The sequence below is a fragment of the Streptomyces sp. NPDC097619 genome (genome assembly GCF_040302735.1).
Lineage (GTDB): Bacteria > Actinomycetota > Actinomycetes > Streptomycetales > Streptomycetaceae > Streptomyces.
The window spans coordinates 22,186-38,642 of record NZ_JBEOSD010000032.1; the positions used below are offsets into that span (position 1 = coordinate 22,186).

Consider the following 16,457-nt stretch of genomic DNA (forward strand, 5'->3'; position numbering starts at 1 on the left):
ACCGCTTTGCGCAATCCTGACTGCTGGGACGCGCGGGACCCCTGTTCCCCGGCGCCCGGGACGTGTTCCATTTCCCCTGGGGGCGGATCCCGCCCCGGCGAGAAGGGGAGGTCCCTTGGCCATGTCCGCGTCCGCCACGACCGTCCGGCGTGCCGTGCTCACCCTGCCCGCGGCCCCGCTGGGCCCCGAGAACCCGCTGCCCGCCCTGCGCCCGCCGACCGGCCCCCAGGACCTCGACGCGCGCACCCGCTCGGAGCTGCCCCGGGACATGGCCCGCCAGGTCGGGTACGGACGGCTGCGCGGCCTGCTGCCCGTCCGCCTCCTCGACGGCTACCAGCGCTGCCGCACCGACACCGCCTTCGACGCCGTCGTCATCGAGAACGCCCACCTGCGGGCCACCGTCCTGCCCGGACTCGGCGGCCGGGTGGTCTCCCTCGTCGCCAAGGAACCCGCGCCCGCGCCCGCCCCGGACGGAGCCCCCGAGCCCCCTCCCGTCGAACGCGAACTCCTCTACCGCAACCCGGTGTTCCAGCCCGCCGCCTTCGGCCTCGCCGGGGCCTGGTTCTCCGGCGGCATCGAGTGGAACATCGGCGCCACCGGCCACACCGTGCTGGCCTGCCGCCCCCTGCACGCCGCGCTCGTCACCGGCCCGGACGGCGGCCCGGTGCTCCGCCTCTGGGAATGGGAACGCCTGCGGGACCTCCCCTTCCAGGTCGACCTGTGGCTCCCCGCCGACTCCCGCCACCTGTACGCCGGCATCCGCGTCCGCAACCCCCACGAACGTCCCGCCCCGCTGTCCTGGTGGTCCAACACCGCCGTCCCCGAGACCCCGGGCACCCGCGTCCTCGCCCCCGCCGAGGAAGCCTGGCACCACGGGTACGAGCGCACCCTGCGCCGGATCCCCGTACCCCACTGGGAGGGCGCGGACCGCAGCTACCCGCTGCACGGGGAACACCCCGCGGACTACTTCTACGACCTCCCCGACGAGGCCCGCCCCTGGATCGCCTCCCTCGGCCCCGACGGCCGCGGACTCGTCCAGACCTCCACCGACCTCCTGCGCGGCCGCAAGCTCTTCCTGTGGGGCGCCGGGACCGGCGGCCGCCGCTGGCAGGAATGGCTCACCGAACCCGGCACCCCCGGCTACGCCGAGATCCAGGCCGGACTCACCCGCACCCAGCTCGAACACCTCCGCCTGCCCCCGGGAGCCGCCTGCGCCTGGCTGGAGGCCTACGGACCGCTCGCCGCCGACCCCGCCCTCGTCCACGGCGCCGACTGGTCGGCCGCCCGCGCCGAGGCCGCCGCCCGACTCGCCGAGGACCTGCCCCGGGCCCGCGTCGAGGAGGCGTACGCCGCCTGGCTGGACTGCGCCGACGCCGAACCGGGGGAGCGGCTCGCCACCGGCTCCGGCTGGGGCGCCCTGGAAGTCCTGCGCGCCGGACACGAACTCCCCGGCACCCCCTTCGGCAAGGACGACCTCGACGAGGCCCAGGCGCCCTGGGCCGAACTCCTCCGCACCGGAGCCTTCCCGGCCCCCCGCCGGGCCGCCCCGCCCGGCCCCACCCTGGTCGCCCCGCACTGGCGCGACATGCTGGAGACCGCCCCCGCCGACCCGCTCACCGAATACCACCTCGGGGTCGCCCAGTGGCACGCGGGCGACCTCGCCCAGGCCGTCCGCAGCTGGGAACGCGGACTCACCCTCGCCCCCTCCCGCTGGCCGCTGCTCCGCTGCCTCGCCGTCGCCGACGAACTGGCCGGACACACCGACCGCGCCGCCGACCGCTTCGCGGAGGCCTTCGAGGACCTGTGCCTGGAGAGCCGGGGCGGCCCCGACTGGACCGCCGCCGAGGCCGCCCTCGGCCGCGAGGCCCTCACCGCCCTCCTCGCGGCCCGTCGCCCCGCCGAGGCCCGCACCGTCTGGGAGCGACTGCGCCCCGCCCTCCGCGAACGCGGCCGCTTCCGGCTGCTCGCCGCACGGCTGCTGGTGGCCGAGGGGCACGTGGCCGCCGCGCGACGCATCTTCGAGGAGGGCTTCGAGGTCGCGGACCTCCGCGAGGGCGAGGACTCCCTCACCGAAGCGTGGTCGGCCCTCAGCCCGGCTCCCCTCCCCGCCCTCTACGACTTCCGCATGCATCCGTGACGCCCCGAGGGGCCGGGGCGCCCGGTCCCTCCGGGGCCCGGCGCGGCGGCCGACCCCCGCTCACCCCCGGCACAGCACCTCGCCGTTCAGCACGGCGAACCACGCCCCCTCGGCCTTCCCCCACTCGCGCCACCCGGCCGCGATCCGCTCCAGGTCCGCCCCGGTCGCGTGCCCCCCGCCCACGGCCACCTCGGCGTAGCCGGAGGCCACCGTCCGGTCGGCCCACAGCCCGCTCCACCAGGCGGTCTCCTCCGGCGTCGCGTAGCACCATACCGACGCCGAGGAGGCCACCTCAGCGAAGCCGGCCTCCCGGGCCCACACGTGCAGCTGCCGTCCCGCGTCCGGCTCCCCGCCGTTGGCGCGGGCCACCCGCTCGTACAGGTCCAGCCACTCGTCCAGGACCGGCACGCTCGGGTAGGAGGTCATCGCCGCGTAGTCGGCGTCACGGGCGGCCACGATCCCGCCGGGCCGGCACACCCGCCGCATCTCCCGCAGGGCCCGCACCGGATCCCCGACGTGCTGCAGCACCTGGTGGGCGTGCACCACGTCGAAGCTGTCGTCGGGGAAGTCCAGGGCGTGCACGTCGGCGGTGGCGAAGGAGACGTTCCCCAGCCCCCGGCCGGCGACCTCCTCGCGGGCCCGCTCCACGACGTCGGGGGCGTGGTCCACGGCGGTCACCCGGCCCGGGGCCACCCGCTCGGCCAGGCCGGCCGTGATGGTGCCGGGGCCGCAGCCCACGTCCAGGACGGACGTCCCGGGCTCCAGGAAGGGGGTCAGGTAGGCGGCCGAGTTCTCCACGGTGCGCCAGCGGTGCGAGCGCAGCACGGACTCGTGGTGGCCGTGGGTGTAGACGGCGGTCTCGCGGTGCGGGGCAGTGCTCATGACGACGGCTCCTCCTGTTTCGCGGTCTGCCACCACCGTAGGGGATCATGTCGGATTCTGAGATATGCGTTTCATTATATGGACAACAGTCTTTTCTCCCAAGGGGATTCACCTGAGCGGTGGCGGGTGCGCCGAGGCGCGAGGAGAGTGGGACGGGAACGGACCGGCGGGGACCGGCGAGGGTCCGAGGGGGTGGCGCGGGGAGAGGACGGTGGGTCCCGTGGCCGAGGAACTCCTCGAACGGCACGCGGAGGCGGTGGCGCTCTTCGGCGGCCTCGTGCACGCCGTCCCCGAAGACCGCTGGGGTGCCCCCACCCCCTGCACCGAATGGACGGTCCGCGACCTCGTCAACCACGTCACGGGCGAGAACCTCTGGGTGGCGCCCCTCGTCACCGACGGCCGCACCATCCCCGAGGTCGGCGACTCCCTCGCCGGCGACCTCCTCGGCGAGGATCCTGCCGCCGCCTGGGACGGAGCCGCCGCGGCGGCCCACCGGGCGTTCGCCGCGCCCGGCGCCCTGGCCCGGACCGTGCGGCTCTCGTACGGACCCTCCCGGGCCTCCGCCTACTGCTCGGAACTGACCGCCGACGTGGTCGTGCACGCCTGGGACCTGGCGCGCGGCACCGGAGCCGACGACCGGCTGCCCCCGGGCCTGGTGGAGTTCGCCCTGAAGGAGGTCATGCCCTACGCGGACGGGCTCGCGGCCAGTGGCATGTTCGCCGCCCCCCTCGACATCCCGCCCGGTGCCGACGCCCAGACCCGGCTGCTCGCCCTCGTCGGCCGCCAGGGCTGAGGCCGCGCGGGCCGACGCCGCACCCCCGGACCGTGCCCCGCGCGGCACCCGCCCCCGACGCGCGGGTGTCGGTCGGGGTTCCGCCGGGTCGTCCGCGCGCGGGGGAGGGGCGTTCCGTCCGCCTCTCGCGTCTCCGCGCGCAGGCTCGGAAAGACGGGCGCAAAAAAGGGCAATCAGTACTATTTCTTCGTATAAAGGGGCAGTGGACTCAGGCGAACCGGCGGACGGCACGGAACGGGCGGTGGGGACGGTGGGGTCGGCGGCAGCGAACGGCCAGGAGCACACGGACGGCACCGGCACGCCCGCCACCGCGGCGACTCCCGGACGCCGGCCCCGCCGCCACCCGGCCCCCGAAGGCCGCGGCCCCGTCCGCTACGCCCCGCCCCCGCCCGAACCGGGACTGCCCGCCCTCCCCGAACTCACCGCAGTCCTCGCCGCCGCGGCAGCCCGCACCGAACCGGAACCCCACGGCGGCGGCGGAGCCGTCCGCGAGGCCGCCGCCGGCTACTGGGAACGCCGCGGCCTGGCCGTACCCCCCGAGCGCACCGCGGCCGCCCCCGGAGCCCCCGCCCTGCTGCTGGCCCTGCTCGCCGCCCACGGCGGGGACGTCCTGCTGCCCCGCCCCTGCCCCGCCTGGTGGACCCCCCAGATCCGCGTCCTCGGGCAACGGGCCCACCACGTGCCCACCCCCGCCGAGTGCGGCGGCGTCCCCGACCCCTACGCCCTCCTGGAGACCGTCCGCCGGGTCCGCGCCGAAGGCGGCGACCCCCGCGTCCTCGTCCTCAGCGTCGCCGACGACCCCACCGCCACCGTCGCCCCGCCCGAACTCCTCCGCGAGGCCTGCGAAGCCGCCGTCTTCGAAGGGCTCGCCGTCATCAGCGACGAAACCTGGCGCGACACGCTGCACCACCCCCGCGACACCGTCCTCGTCAGCCCCGCCGAAATGTGCCCCGACGAGGTCACCGTCCTCGCCGACCTCGCGGGATCCCTGCTCCCCGGCGGCTGGCCCGCCGCGATCGCCCGCTTCCCCGGCACCACCCGCGCGGACGGACTGCGCGCCCGCACCCTCGACGTGCTCACCGCCACCGGCGCCGCCCTCGCCGGCCCCGTGGCCGCGGCCGCCGCCCACGCCCTGACCGAACCCGACGCCGTCGCCGTCCGCGTCCGCGCCGCGGCCCGCCTGCACGGACTCCTCGCGGGCGCCGTCCACCGGATCCTCTACGAACACGGCGCCCTCGCCCTGCCCCCGCAGGCCGGCCGGCACCTCTACGCCGACCTCTCCCCGCTGCGCGCGGGCCTGGCCCGGTACGGAGTCCGGGACGCCCTGGAACTGGAGGACCACCTCGGCGCCCGCCTGGGCCGCCCCGTACCGGGTGCCCAGCGCTTCGCCGACGGGTTCGGCGCCCTCCGCGTCCGCCTCGGCACCGGCCCCCTCACCGGCGACGGCCCGGACGAACGCCTCGCCGCCCTCGCCGCCCCCGACCCCCTGGCCCTCCCGCACGTGGCCCGGTCCCTGGACCTCCTCGCGGCCGCCCTCGACGAACTCACCTGACGGCCCGCACCCCACCCCGGCCGCCACCGACCCCACCCCGCCCGCGAATGGAGTCGTCCGTATGACGGAACAGACGGAACGGCCCGCGCGCGCGGGCCGCGGCCCCCGCCCGGAGCGGGCCGCGCGCCCCCCCGCCGCGCCCCGCCCCCTCGGCGAACTCCGCAGCTGGCCGCGGTCGTTCGCCGACCGCCTGACGGTCCCGCTGCCCGGCCTCCGCGCCTTCGCCCGACTGGCCCGCGAGGGGGCCTTCCGACCCGATCCGGCGGGCCTCCTCGGAATCCCCGACCTCCCGTACGCCCCCGGCCCGCTCCCGCCCGTCCCGACCGGCGGGGTGGGCGTCACCTGGGCCGGACACGCCAGCTGGATCATCCGCACGGACGGGCTCACCGTGCTCACCGACCCGGTCTGGTCCCGGAAGATCCTCGGCACCCCGGCCCGGATGACCCCCGTCGGGGTCCGCTGGGAGGACCTGCCGCCCGTGGACGCCGTCCTCATCAGCCACAACCACTACGACCACCTGGACCTGCCCACCCTGCGCCGGCTGCCCCGCGACGTCCCCCTCTTCGTACCGGCCGGCCTCGCCCGCTGGTGCCGCCGGCGCGGATTCACCCGGGTCACCGAGCTCGACTGGTGGGAGTCCGCGGAGCTCGGCGGGGTCCGCTTCGAGTTCGTCCCCGCCCACCATTGGTCCCGCCGCGGCCTGCTCGACACCTGCCGCACCCTGTGGGGCGGCTGGGTCCTCACCGCCCTGTCCGGCCGGCGGGTCTACTTCGCGGGGGACACCGGATACGGGCACTGGTTCCGCCAGATCGGCCGCCGCCACCCCGGCATCGACCTCGCGCTGCTCCCCATCGGCGCGTACGCCCCCCGCTGGTGGCTCCGCGAGGTGCACGCCGACCCGGAGGAGGCGGTACGGGCCTGCCTGGACCTCGGCGCCCAGCGGATGGCCCCCATGCACTGGGCCACCTTCGCGCTCTCCGCGGAACCGGTCCTGGAACCCCTGGCCCGGGTCCGCGCCGCCTGGGCCCGCGCCGGCCTGGCCCGCGAATCCCTCTGGGACCTCCCGGTGGGTGCCTCCGGCGTCCTCACCTGACCCGCCGTCGCCGTCGCCGTCCCGTCCTAGCCGCCGCGGACGCGGCGCCAGCCCGCCGGGGCGGCGCTGATGAACAGGGCGAGGCCCACGGCCAGCGCCACGCCCTTCCACGGCTCGTCGAAGAGGGAGCCGCCGAGGATGCCGATCAGCTGGTAGGTCGCCGCCCAGGCCAGGCAGGCGGGCAGGTCGCCACGGGCGAACCGGCGCAACGGCATCGAGGCCAGCAGACAGGCCAGCATCACGGGGATCCGTCCCGCCGGGACCAGCCGCGACAGCACCAGGACCAGCACCCCGTGCTCGTGCAGCCGCTCCTGCGCCGCCTCCAGCCGGTCCTGCGAGACCCGCCGCCGCAACGACTCCAGCGCCCGCGAACCGTTCCGCGACCGGACCCCGCGCGAGCCCAGCCAGTACAGCGCGAGGTCCCCGAGGAAGGCACCCAGCGCCGCGACCACGAACACCAGCAGCAGCCCCAGCGGCAGCGTCTGGTGGTGCAGGGCCACCACCGCCGCCGAACTCACCAGCGCCCCCGTCGGGATCACCGGCACCAGAGCCCCCACCGACACCAACAGGAACAGCGCCGGATAGCCCACCGCCTGCTGGGTGGACTCCTGGGGCACCTGCCCCGCCGCACCCCCCGCCGCGAGCAGCAGACCCGCCGCCCAGGCCGTCCGCATCAGCCCGTCACCACGCCCTCGCCCTGGTCCAACCGGTGCACCGCCACCCCGGGCGCCAACCGCCCAGCGTGCCGGACGAACTCCGCCCCCGGCGCGTGGAACTCGTGCGGGCGCACCGCGTCCATCCCCACCGGCCAGAAGGTCCCGTAGTGCACGGGCACCGCCGCCGCCGGGGCCAGCTCGGCCAGCGCCCCCGCCGCGCCCCGCGCGTCCAGGTGCCCCGGCCCCAGGTACGGACCCCAGCCGCCCACCGGCAGCAGCGCCACGTCCACCGGCCCCACCTCGGCCGCCATTCCCTCGAACAGTCCGGTGTCCCCGGCGAAGTAGGTCCGCGCGGAACCCTCGACCACGAATCCGAGCGCCGGACTGCGCTGCGGCCCGAAGGGCAACCGGCGCCCGTCGTGCCGCGCGCTCACCGCGCGCACCCGTACGCCCCCCACCGCCGCGGCGTCCCCGGGGGCCAGCTCCGTCACCGACAGCCCGCGCTCCCGCACCAGCCGCGCCAGCCCCGGAACCGCCCGCCGGGCGTTCCGCGGCAGCAACAGCCGCGTCCCGGTCGCCAGCCGTGCCAGCGAGGGCAGGTGCAGGTGGTCGGCGTGCAGGTGAGAGACCAGCACCGCGTCGGCCACGGCCGCCTCCGGGGGCGGCACCGCGCCCCGGCGCCGCCGCAGATGAGCCAGCCGCCGTCCGAACAGCGGGTCCGTCAGCAGCCGCACGCCCGAGTCCTCGACCGTACAGGTGGCATGGCCCCACCAGGTGATCCCCACCGGCACGCGGCGCCCCTTCCCTCGCTTCCGGGCTCCGAGCTTAGGCCGAGTCCGGACAAGGCGGCGCCTCCCCCTCCTCCCGGCTGCCCGACCGGAGTAGGGTCGGGCGGCATGGATGAGGTGCGCGTGGCCGCCATCGCCAGTCTGACTCCCCTGGAGGAGCTGGACAGCGACCCCTTCGCCGTCGACACCCGCAACCAGCACGCGCTGTGCGCGCGCTGGGCCGAGGACCGCGGATACGTCGTGACCCGGCAACTGCTCTTCTACGGGCTCCGGGCCGACCACGTCGGCCTGTGGACGGACGTGGACACCGGTCAGGTGGACCTCTTCGTCGCCCCGAGCGCCCGGGTCCTGGCCCGCGCCCTGGGCTCCGTCGAGGAGTTCGCGGCCGAGTGCGCCCGGCGGGGGGTGCGGCTGGAGACGGTGGGGTCGGACGAGCCCGCGTACACCCCGGAGATGAAGGCCGAGGTGCACCGCCGGCTCTCCATGCCCACCGCGGGCTACGACGGCACCTGACCCCGCCCCGCCTCCGTCCGGCCCCCGGGCCCCGCCGGCCCCGCCCCACCCGTCACGCGCCCGCCTCCGCCCGCCCGGCCCACCGCCACCCGCCCCGGCTCCCGGCGCCCCACCTTCCCCGGCCCGAGCCCGTCCGCCCGTCCGCTCGTCCGTAGCCGTAGCCGCAGGCCCGGCGCCTCACGCCTCCCCCGGCCGGTGACCGCTCCGTGCGAGGCTGGGGGCGGGGGACCGGCCGCCGGGGCGCGGTCCGTGTGACACGAGGTGGGAGCGGCGTGCGGCGAGAGCGTTGGCGGACTGCGGGGAGCGCCCTGTTCCGGGTGACCGTGGTCTGGGCGGTGTCCACGGTGACCTTGCTGGTACTGGCCGCCGCCCTGCCGGACTTCGCCCTCCAGTCCGCGGACGGCGACAGCCTCACCCGGACCGCGCTCACCGCGGCCTGGGGAGCGGGCGCCTTCGGACTGCTCAGCGCGCTGGTGTGGCCGGTCCTGGTACGGGCGCTGCTGCTGGTCCCCGCCCTCGTCCTGGGCCTGCTGGTGTTCTTCCTCAACGGCTCGCTGCTGCTCATCGCCCTCGACCTGATCCCGGACGGCCGAGGCACCGCCGACCCGCAGACCGCGGTGGTCGTGGCGGCGGCGATGTCCGCGGTGGCCTCGGCGACCTCCACCGCCCTCGCGGTCCGGGACGACGACGCCTACCGGCGGCGGCTCTCCCGGCTCGCCGACCGCCGGCGCCGCCGGCAGGGCCGCGGGGACCTCCCCGCCGCCGACGAGGACCGCCCCGGCACCGTCTTCCTCCAGCTCGACGGGGTCGGGCACACGGTGCTGCGGGAGGCCCTGGCCGCCGGGCTGATGCCCGCCACCGCCGGGCTCCTCGACACGGGCCACCGGCTGGCCCGCTGGCGGACCGACTGGTCCAGCCAGACCGGGGCCAGCCAGCTCGGCATCCTGCACGGTTCCACCTTCGACGTGCCGGCCTTCCGCTGGTACGAGAAGGACACCGGGGAGGTCGTGGTCTGCAACCGGCCCACCAGCGCGGCCGAGCTCCAGCGCCGCGCGGTGGCCCGGACGGGCCGGCCGGGACTGCTCAGCCGGGACGGGGCCAGCCGCGGCAACCTCTTCAGCGGCGGGGCGGACCAGCTCGCCCTGGTGCTGTCGGTGTCCGCCCGCCGGGGCCGCGAGAACCGCTCGCGGGCCGGGTACTTCGCCTACTTCTCCGACCCCGCCAACGCCGTGCGGACCGCGCTGTCCCTGGCCGCGGAGGTGGCGCGGGAGCTGTTCCAGTCCACCCGGGCCCGGTTCCGGCGGGAGCACCCCCGGGTGGGCCGCGGCGGCCTGTACCCGTTCATCCGGGCCTTCGCCACCGTCGTCGAGCGGGACGTGGTCGTGGCGGCCGTCATCGGGGACATGCTGGCGGGCCGTGCCGCCGTCTACGCCGACCTGGTCGCCTACGACGAGGTCGCCCACCACTCCGGGCCGCGGGGCCGGGACACCGCGCAGGTGCTCCGCCGCCTGGACCGCAGCGTGGCCCTGCTGCTGAAGGCGGCGGCGCACGCCCCCCGCCACTACAGGTTCGTGCTGCTGTCCGACCACGGGCAGAGCCCGGGGGAGACCTTCCTCGGGAAGTTCGGGCTGACCCTGCGGGACCTGGTCCGGGCCGGCTGCGGGCTTCCCGTGCCGCGCCGGGCCCGGCACAGTCCCAGCGGGGCGGAGGCCCGCTCGGCGGTCCTGGCGGCCCTGCACCGGCCCGAGGAACGCGAGGAGCACGGGGGCGCCGGGCAGCCGGTGGCCTCCGGGGTGGCGGCCGCGGGCGGCGGCCGGGCACGGCCCGGCCGTGACCCGGACCCGGTGGTGCTGGCCTCCGGGAACCTCGGGCTGATCTCCTTCCCCGACGCGCCGGGCCGGCTCACCGCCGAGCAGATCGAGCGCCGCCACCCGGCCCTGCTGACCACCCTCGCCAACCATCCCGGCATCGGGTTCCTGCTGGTGGACGGGGTGGTGCTGGGCGCGCGCGGGGCGCGGGCCCGACTGTCGGTGCCCGGCGAGGCGGAGGCCCTGCTGGCCCCCTTCGGACCCGGCGCGGCGGAGGCGGTGCGGCGCACGGACTCCTTCCCGCACGTGGCCGACATCATGGTCAATTCCGCGTGCGACCCGGCCTCCGGTGAGGTGCACGCCTTCGAGGAGCAGATCGGCTCGCACGGCGGTCTCGGCGGGGACCAGAGCGCCCCCTTCCTGATGTGGCCCGCCGAACTGTCCGAACCGGGCCGGATCACCGGGGCCGAGCAGCTGCACGAGGTGTTCCGCCGCTGGCTCCTCGAAGCCGAACGGGAGCGGGAGGACGAGGGGGCCGAGGGGGACGAGGGCGGCGAGGCCCCCACCCATGTGCCGACCGGTGCCCCCGACCCTGTCCCCGCCCCCGTCCCCGTTACTTCCGACGCCTCCGCCCCGGAGTCGGACCGGGGTGGGAACCCGCACGCGGACCCGGTCACGGACCCGGTCACGAACCCGCACCGGCCCGTGGACCGTACGCCCGTCCTGGAAGATCCTCGTCCGGGAGGTCACTGAACCGGAATGTTTTCGTCCACCCCGGGGTCCGGCGGGACGAAAACAGGAGATTTTGCGCGGACCGGGCCGTCCCTGACGATATTCGGGTTTGTCCACGATATGAACCAGGGGCACCACCGCGCATGACCATGACCAAGCCTGCCGCCGCGCCCGCGGCCACGACCCCGGACGGGCCCCCCGCCACCGGGACCGGCGCCACCGGGACGGCGACCGAGGACGGCACGGGCTCCGCCCCCGGCACCCGGCACGCCCGCCGGTTCGGGCTCCCCGTCGCGACCGCCCTGGTCATGGGCAACATCATCGGCGGCGGCATCTTCCTGCTGCCCGCCTCCGTGGCCCCCTTCGGCACCGTCAGCCTGGTCGCCTTCGGCATCCTCACCCTGGGCGCCCTCAGCCTCGCCCTGGTCTTCGGCCGCCTCGCCGAGCGCCACCCGCGCACTGGCGGCCCGTACGTGTACGCCCGCGAGGCGTTCGGTGACTTCGCCGGGTTCCTCGCCGCCTGGAGCTACTGGATCACCGCCTGGGTCTCGAACGCCGCGCTCGCCGTGGCCTCCGTCGGCTACCTCGCGGTCCTCTTCCCCGGCCTCGACGGGCACCGCTGGTCCATGTGCCTGGCCGCGCTCGCCGTGCAGTGGCTGCCCGCCCTGGCCAACCTGGCGGGCACCCGGTACGTGGGGGCCGTGCAGGTCGTGGCGACCGTCCTGAAGTTCGTCCCCCTGCTCCTGGTCGCCGTCGGCGGGCTGTTCTTCTTCGAACCCGACCGCCTCGGCCCGTTCACCGCGGGGGAGGGCGGCTCCGCCCTCGGCGCGGTCTCCGCCTCCGCCGCCATCCTGCTCTTCAGCTACCTCGGCGTGGAGTCCGCCGCCGTCAGCGCCGGCGAGGTCCGCGATCCGCGGCGCAACGTCGGCCGGGCCACCGTCCTCGGCACCCTCGGCGCCGCCGTCGTCTACCTGCTCGGCACCCTCGCCGTCTTCGGCCTGGTCCCGCACGAGCGCCTCGTGGAGTCCACCGCCCCCTTCTCGGACGCCGTGGACGCCATGACCGGCGGCACCTGGGGCGGCACCCTGGTCGCCGGCGCCGCCGTCGTCTCCATCCTCGGCGCCCTCAACGGCTGGACCCTGCTCAGCGCCCAGACCCCGTACGCCGCCGCCCGCGACGGGCTCTTCCCTCAGGTCTTCGCCCGCAAGCGGCGCGGGGTCCCCGTGGTGGGCGTCGTCGTCACCGTGGTCCTGGCCTCCGCGCTGACCGTCTACAACTACACCGCGGGCCCCGCCGGGGTCTTCGAGACGCTGGTGCTGGTCACCACCTTCACCGCCACCGTCCCGTACCTGCTGGCCACCGCCGCGCAGATCCACTTCCTGCTCTCCGGGCAGCGGGACCGGGTGGACCGGGGCCGACTGGTCCGGGACGGCGTGCTCGCCGCGGCCGCCTCCGGCTTCTCCCTGTGGCTCGTCGCCGGCTCCGGCTACGCCGCCGTCTACCAGGGCGTCCTGTTCCTGTTCGCCGGGATCCTCGGGTACGCCGCCATGTCGGCCCGCCGGCGCCGCCCCGCCGGCGAGGAGGCCCCCACCGCCTGACCGCCGGCCCCGGACCACGGGAAGGGCCCCGCACCACCGGTGCGGGGCCCTTCCCGTGTTCTCGTGTTCCCGTGGTCCGTGGCCCCGTCGTGTGCCGGGACCGCGGATCAGTCCAGGTAGTCGCGCAGCACCTGGGAACGCGAGGGGTGGCGCAGCTTCGACATGGTCTTGGACTCGATCTGACGGATCCGCTCACGGGTCACCCCGTAGACGCGGCCGATCTCGTCCAGGGTCTTCGGCTGGCCGTCGTTCAGGCCGTACCGCATGGAGACCACGCCCGCCTCGCGCTCCGACAGGGTGCCCAGGATCGACTGGAGCTGCTCCTGCAGGAAGGTGAAGGAGACGGCGTCGGCCGGGACCACGGCCTCGGAGTCCTCGATGAGGTCACCGAACTCGCTGTCGCCCTCCTCACCCAGCGGGGTGTGCAGGGAGATCGGCTCACGCCCGTACTTCTGGACCTCGATGACCTTCTCGGGGGTCATGTCGAGTTCCTTGCCCAGCTCCTCCGGGGTGGGCTCGCGGCCCAGGTCCTGGAGCATCTGGCGCTGCACGCGGGCGAGCTTGTTGATGATCTCGACCATGTGCACGGGGATGCGGATCGTGCGCGACTGGTCGGCCATCGCGCGGGTGATCGCCTGCCGGATCCACCAGGTCGCGTACGTGGAGAACTTGAAGCCCTTGGTGTAGTCGAACTTCTCCACCGCGCGGATCAGACCGACGTTGCCCTCCTGGATCAGGTCCAGGAAGAGCATGCCGCGGCCGGTGTAGCGCTTGGCCAGGGAGACCACGAGGCGGAGGTTGGCCTCCAGCAGGTGGTTCTTGGCCCGCCGGCCGTCCTCGACGAGGATCTCCAGCTCGCGCCGGAACGCGGGCTTGTGGTCGTCCTCCTCCTCCAGCTTGTACTCGGAGAACAGGCCCGCCTCGATCCGCTTGGCGAGCTCCACCTCCTGCTCGGCGTTGAGGAGCGGCACCTTGCCGATCAGCTTCAGGTAGTCCTTGACCGGGTCGGCGGTGGCACCGGCGACCATGACGGTCTGCGCCGGGGCGTCGTCGTCGTCCTCGTCGGACAGCACGAAGCCCTGCGCGCCGGGCTTGGCCGTCTCCTCCTCGGCCTCGTCGGCGAGGTCCTCGGTCCACTCCTCGCCCTCGACCTCCGGGTTCTCCGGGTCGGCGTCCTTGGAGGTCTTCTTCGCCGCCGTCTTCTTCGTGGCGGTCTTCTTCGCCGCGGCCTTCTTGACCACGCGCTTCTTCGGCTCGGCGGCGGTCGCCGAAGCCGGAGCGGCGGACTCCTCCGCCTCCGCGCCGGGCTGTGCCGGTATCGACGCGGGCGCGGCCACGGCGGTCTTGCGGGCACCGATGGGCCGCGGCGGGGCGGCCGTCTTCTTCACGGTGGTACGGGCCGGAGCCGCCGCGGTCTTGCGGGGCTTCTTGGCAGCGGTCTTCGTGGCGGGGGCCGCACTCACGTGCAGCGCCACGCCCTCCTCGTCCAGCACCTGGTTCAGGCTGCGCAGGACCCGCTTCCACTGGTCCACCGGGATGCGGCCGGCCTCGAAAGCCTGGCGCACGTCGTCACCGTTGATGTGACCCTGCTCGCGGCCGCGCTCGACGAGCGCGACGAGGGCCTCCGATTCGGCGATCTCCGGAGGGAACGTACGGGACGGGCTGAGCGACACAAGAAGCCTCTCGTTGCGAACAGACAAAGAACGGGCGGGACATCATCGCGCGACGGACGGGACCCGGCCCCGGCGGGGTCGGTACCCGGTGCCGCGCGAGGACACCTGTCGGTTCATCGCGCGCCCGAGTCGATTCGTTACGCGCGGAATTGAGTGACCTGCGCCACGCTCCCGAACGACCGCCGCCCCGCTGCCAACGTCCCGCGGCCCGGGATCATTCCGGCTTGCGGGCTTCGATCAGGAATCGCGCCGTGTGGGCGACGAAGGGACCCTCTCGCCCGATCCGTTCGTGGAGCGAGCGCAGCCGGTCCCGGTACTGCCCGACCGTGAAGCCCGGCACCATCCAGATCACCTTACGGAGGAAGTAGATCACGGCGCCGACGTCACGGAACTCCGTCCGCAGCCGCTCCACGCGCAGATCCGTCACCTCCAGCCCCGCCGCGCGGGCCGCGGCGGCCGTGTCCTCCGGGTCCCGGGCCCGCCGCACCTCCTCCGGCTGCGGCCCCAGGAAGTACTCGACCAGCTCGAAGACGCTCGACGGCCCCACCTGCTGCGAGAAGTACGTGCCGCCCGGCCGCAGCACCCGCGCGATCTCCTCCCACCACACCGTGACCGGATGCCGCGAGGACACCAGCGAGAAGGAACCGTCGGCGAAGGGCAGCGGCGGCTCGGCGGGGCAGGCCACCACCACGGCGCCCAGCGGATGCAGCAGCCGCATGGCCTCGGCGGCGTTCGGCGGCCAGGACTCGGTGGCCGCGGCCACCGGCGGCATCGGGCCCGCGCCGGCCAGCACCTCGCCCCCGCCCGTCTCCAGGTCCAGCACGGAATCCGTCCGGGCCAGCCGCTCGCCCAGCAACTTCTGGTACCCCCAGGAAGGCCGCTGCTCGGTGGCCCGGCCGTCCAGCCAGGAGAAGTCCCACCCCTCCACGGACACCGCGTCCGCCTCCGCCACCAACCTGTCGAATTCATCGTCCATGTCCCGATCTTCCCAGTCCGTCCCCGCTGGGGGCCACCGGTTAACGGTTGGTAGGCTGGGCGCCGGGCCGTGACTGGCGCTTGGGTGGATCACCACCGGGGAGCGGCCCGACGCACGGACGCACCCGCCCACCGCGGCGGCCCGCGACCGTCCGGACCCTGCCGCGCGCCTGGGCGAACCGCGATCCCGCAGCGACGTTCAGGAGACCCCCGTGACGACTGCCACCGCCCGCCTGATGGACGGCACCGCCCTCGCCCGCCGCATCAGCGAGGAGACCGCCGCCCGCGCCGCACAGCTCACCGAGCGCACCGGCAAGGCCCCCTGTCTGGCCACCGTCCTCGTCGGCGAGGACCCCGCCTCCGTCACCTACGTACGGATGAAGCAGAACCGCTGCGCCAAGGCCGGGATCACCTCCCGCCACGTGGAGCTGCCGGCCGCGACCACCACCGAGGAGCTCGTCGCCGTCATCACCGACCTCTCCGAGGACCCGGAGATCAGCGGCATCCTGCTCCAGCACCCCGTCCCGCACCACATCGACGAGCGCGCCGCCTTCGAGGCCATCGCCCCCGGCAAGGACGTCGACGGCGTCACCATGCACTCCTTCGCCGCCATGGGCTTCGGCCTGCCCGGCTTCGTCTCCTGCACCCCCGGCGGCATCATGCGGCTGCTCTCCGCGTACGACGTGGACCTCACCGGCAAGCACGCCGTGGTCGTCGGCCGCAGCGCCATCCTCGGCAAGCCCGCCGGGATGCTGCTCCTGGAGCAGAACGCCACCGTCACCTACTGCCACTCCCGCACCCAGGACCTCTCCTCGATCGTCCGCCAGGCCGACGTCCTGGTCGCCGCGGTCGGCAAGGCCGAGTTCATCCGCGGTGAGGACATCAAGCCCGGCGCCGTGGTCCTCGACGCCGGCTACAACGAGGGCAACGTCGGCGACGTCCACTTCGAGTCCGCCGCCGCCCGCGCCTCCCTCATCACGCCCGTCCCCGGCGGCGTCGGCCCCATGACCATCGCCGTCCTCCTGGAGCAGACCGTGCAGGCCGCCGCCGCGCAGGCCGGCATCGACCTCGGCTGAACCCGCCACCGCGAGGAGCGGTGGTCCCCGGACCGGGCCCCTCGGGCCCGGCCGGCGGCCGCCCGCCCCGCACCACCGACGGAGGTCCCGCCCCCCACCTCCCCGCGCGGGCCACAGGCCCCGGGCCCAACGGCCCGGGGCCTTCCGCTTCCCCCCACCCCGGCCGAAAGGACGATGACCG

The 16,457-nt window shown here is 75.4% G+C and carries 13 protein-coding genes; 8 read left to right on the plus strand and 5 right to left on the minus strand.

The window, feature by feature from the left end:
* Window positions 1-121 precede the first annotated feature (121 nt).
* Window positions 122-2,137, plus strand: coding sequence for a DUF5107 domain-containing protein (locus ABTZ17_RS11920; protein ID WP_352195432.1), 2,016 nt, complete (start codon window positions 122-124; stop codon window positions 2,135-2,137).
* 60 nt (window positions 2,138-2,197) lie between these two features.
* On the opposite strand, the gene ABTZ17_RS11925 is transcribed toward ABTZ17_RS11920, so the two are convergent.
* Window positions 2,198-3,019: a class I SAM-dependent methyltransferase gene (locus ABTZ17_RS11925; RefSeq protein WP_352195433.1), complete on the minus strand. Its 822-nt coding sequence runs from the start codon at window positions 3,017-3,019 to the stop codon at window positions 2,198-2,200.
* 220 nt (window positions 3,020-3,239) lie between these two features.
* Here ABTZ17_RS11925 and ABTZ17_RS11930 point away from each other — a divergent pair, with 220 nt between their 5' ends.
* The 3 genes from ABTZ17_RS11930 to ABTZ17_RS11940 all read left to right on the plus strand — a co-directional run bounded on the left by ABTZ17_RS11930 (window position 3,240) and on the right by ABTZ17_RS11940 (window position 6,457).
* Complete coding sequence (locus ABTZ17_RS11930; RefSeq protein ID WP_352195434.1) at window positions 3,240-3,812, plus strand: TIGR03086 family metal-binding protein; 573 nt, start codon at window positions 3,240-3,242, stop codon at window positions 3,810-3,812.
* Window positions 3,813-4,014: 202 nt separating this feature from the next.
* Window positions 4,015-5,364: a pyridoxal phosphate-dependent aminotransferase gene (locus ABTZ17_RS11935; RefSeq protein WP_502994648.1), complete on the plus strand. Its 1,350-nt coding sequence runs from the start codon at window positions 4,015-4,017 to the stop codon at window positions 5,362-5,364.
* 61 nt (window positions 5,365-5,425) lie between these two features.
* Window positions 5,426-6,457, plus strand: a complete 1,032-nt coding sequence (locus ABTZ17_RS11940; RefSeq protein ID WP_352195435.1) for an MBL fold metallo-hydrolase — start codon at window positions 5,426-5,428, stop codon at window positions 6,455-6,457.
* A gap of 26 nt (window positions 6,458-6,483) precedes the next feature.
* On the opposite strand, the gene ABTZ17_RS11945 is transcribed toward ABTZ17_RS11940, so the two are convergent.
* Together ABTZ17_RS11945 and ABTZ17_RS11950 are read right to left on the minus strand one after the other, a co-directional pair.
* Window positions 6,484-7,131: a DedA family protein gene (locus ABTZ17_RS11945; protein ID WP_352195436.1), complete on the minus strand. Its 648-nt coding sequence runs from the start codon at window positions 7,129-7,131 to the stop codon at window positions 6,484-6,486.
* Window positions 7,131-7,904: an MBL fold metallo-hydrolase gene (locus ABTZ17_RS11950; RefSeq protein WP_352195437.1), complete on the minus strand. Its 774-nt coding sequence runs from the start codon at window positions 7,902-7,904 to the stop codon at window positions 7,131-7,133. Before ABTZ17_RS11950 ends, ABTZ17_RS11945 begins: the two co-directional genes overlap by 1 nt.
* A 105-nt stretch (window positions 7,905-8,009) precedes the next feature.
* Here ABTZ17_RS11950 and ABTZ17_RS11955 point away from each other — a divergent pair, with 105 nt between their 5' ends.
* The 3 genes from ABTZ17_RS11955 (at window position 8,010) to ABTZ17_RS11965 (ending at window position 12,552) form a co-directional block, all read left to right on the plus strand.
* Window positions 8,010-8,414: a hypothetical protein gene (locus tag ABTZ17_RS11955; RefSeq protein ID WP_352195438.1), complete on the plus strand. Its 405-nt coding sequence runs from the start codon at window positions 8,010-8,012 to the stop codon at window positions 8,412-8,414.
* Between the two features lie 272 nt (window positions 8,415-8,686).
* A complete protein-coding gene (locus ABTZ17_RS11960) occupies window positions 8,687-10,975 on the plus strand; it encodes a phage holin family protein (protein ID WP_352195439.1) in 2,289 nt (762 codons plus the stop codon).
* Between the two features lie 122 nt (window positions 10,976-11,097).
* Complete coding sequence (locus ABTZ17_RS11965; RefSeq protein ID WP_352195440.1) at window positions 11,098-12,552, plus strand: amino acid permease; 1,455 nt, start codon at window positions 11,098-11,100, stop codon at window positions 12,550-12,552.
* 107 nt (window positions 12,553-12,659) lie between these two features.
* Here the strand turns inward: ABTZ17_RS11965 and ABTZ17_RS11970 are convergent, their stop codons facing one another.
* Together ABTZ17_RS11970 and ABTZ17_RS11975 are read right to left on the minus strand one after the other, a co-directional pair.
* The gene (locus ABTZ17_RS11970) at window positions 12,660-14,225 is read right to left on the minus strand and encodes an RNA polymerase sigma factor (protein WP_352195441.1); all 1,566 of its coding nucleotides are present in this window, start codon (window positions 14,223-14,225) and stop codon (window positions 12,660-12,662) included.
* Between the two features lie 214 nt (window positions 14,226-14,439).
* Window positions 14,440-15,201 (minus strand): methyltransferase domain-containing protein, encoded by a 762-nt coding sequence (locus tag ABTZ17_RS11975; protein WP_352195442.1) that lies wholly within the window; start codon window positions 15,199-15,201, stop codon window positions 14,440-14,442.
* Window positions 15,202-15,436: 235 nt separating this feature from the next.
* Between ABTZ17_RS11975 and ABTZ17_RS11980 the strand changes: the two genes are divergently transcribed.
* The gene (locus ABTZ17_RS11980) at window positions 15,437-16,276 is read left to right on the plus strand and encodes a bifunctional 5,10-methylenetetrahydrofolate dehydrogenase/5,10-methenyltetrahydrofolate cyclohydrolase (protein ID WP_352195460.1); all 840 of its coding nucleotides are present in this window, start codon (window positions 15,437-15,439) and stop codon (window positions 16,274-16,276) included.
* The last annotated feature ends 181 nt before the right edge of the window (window positions 16,277-16,457 follow it).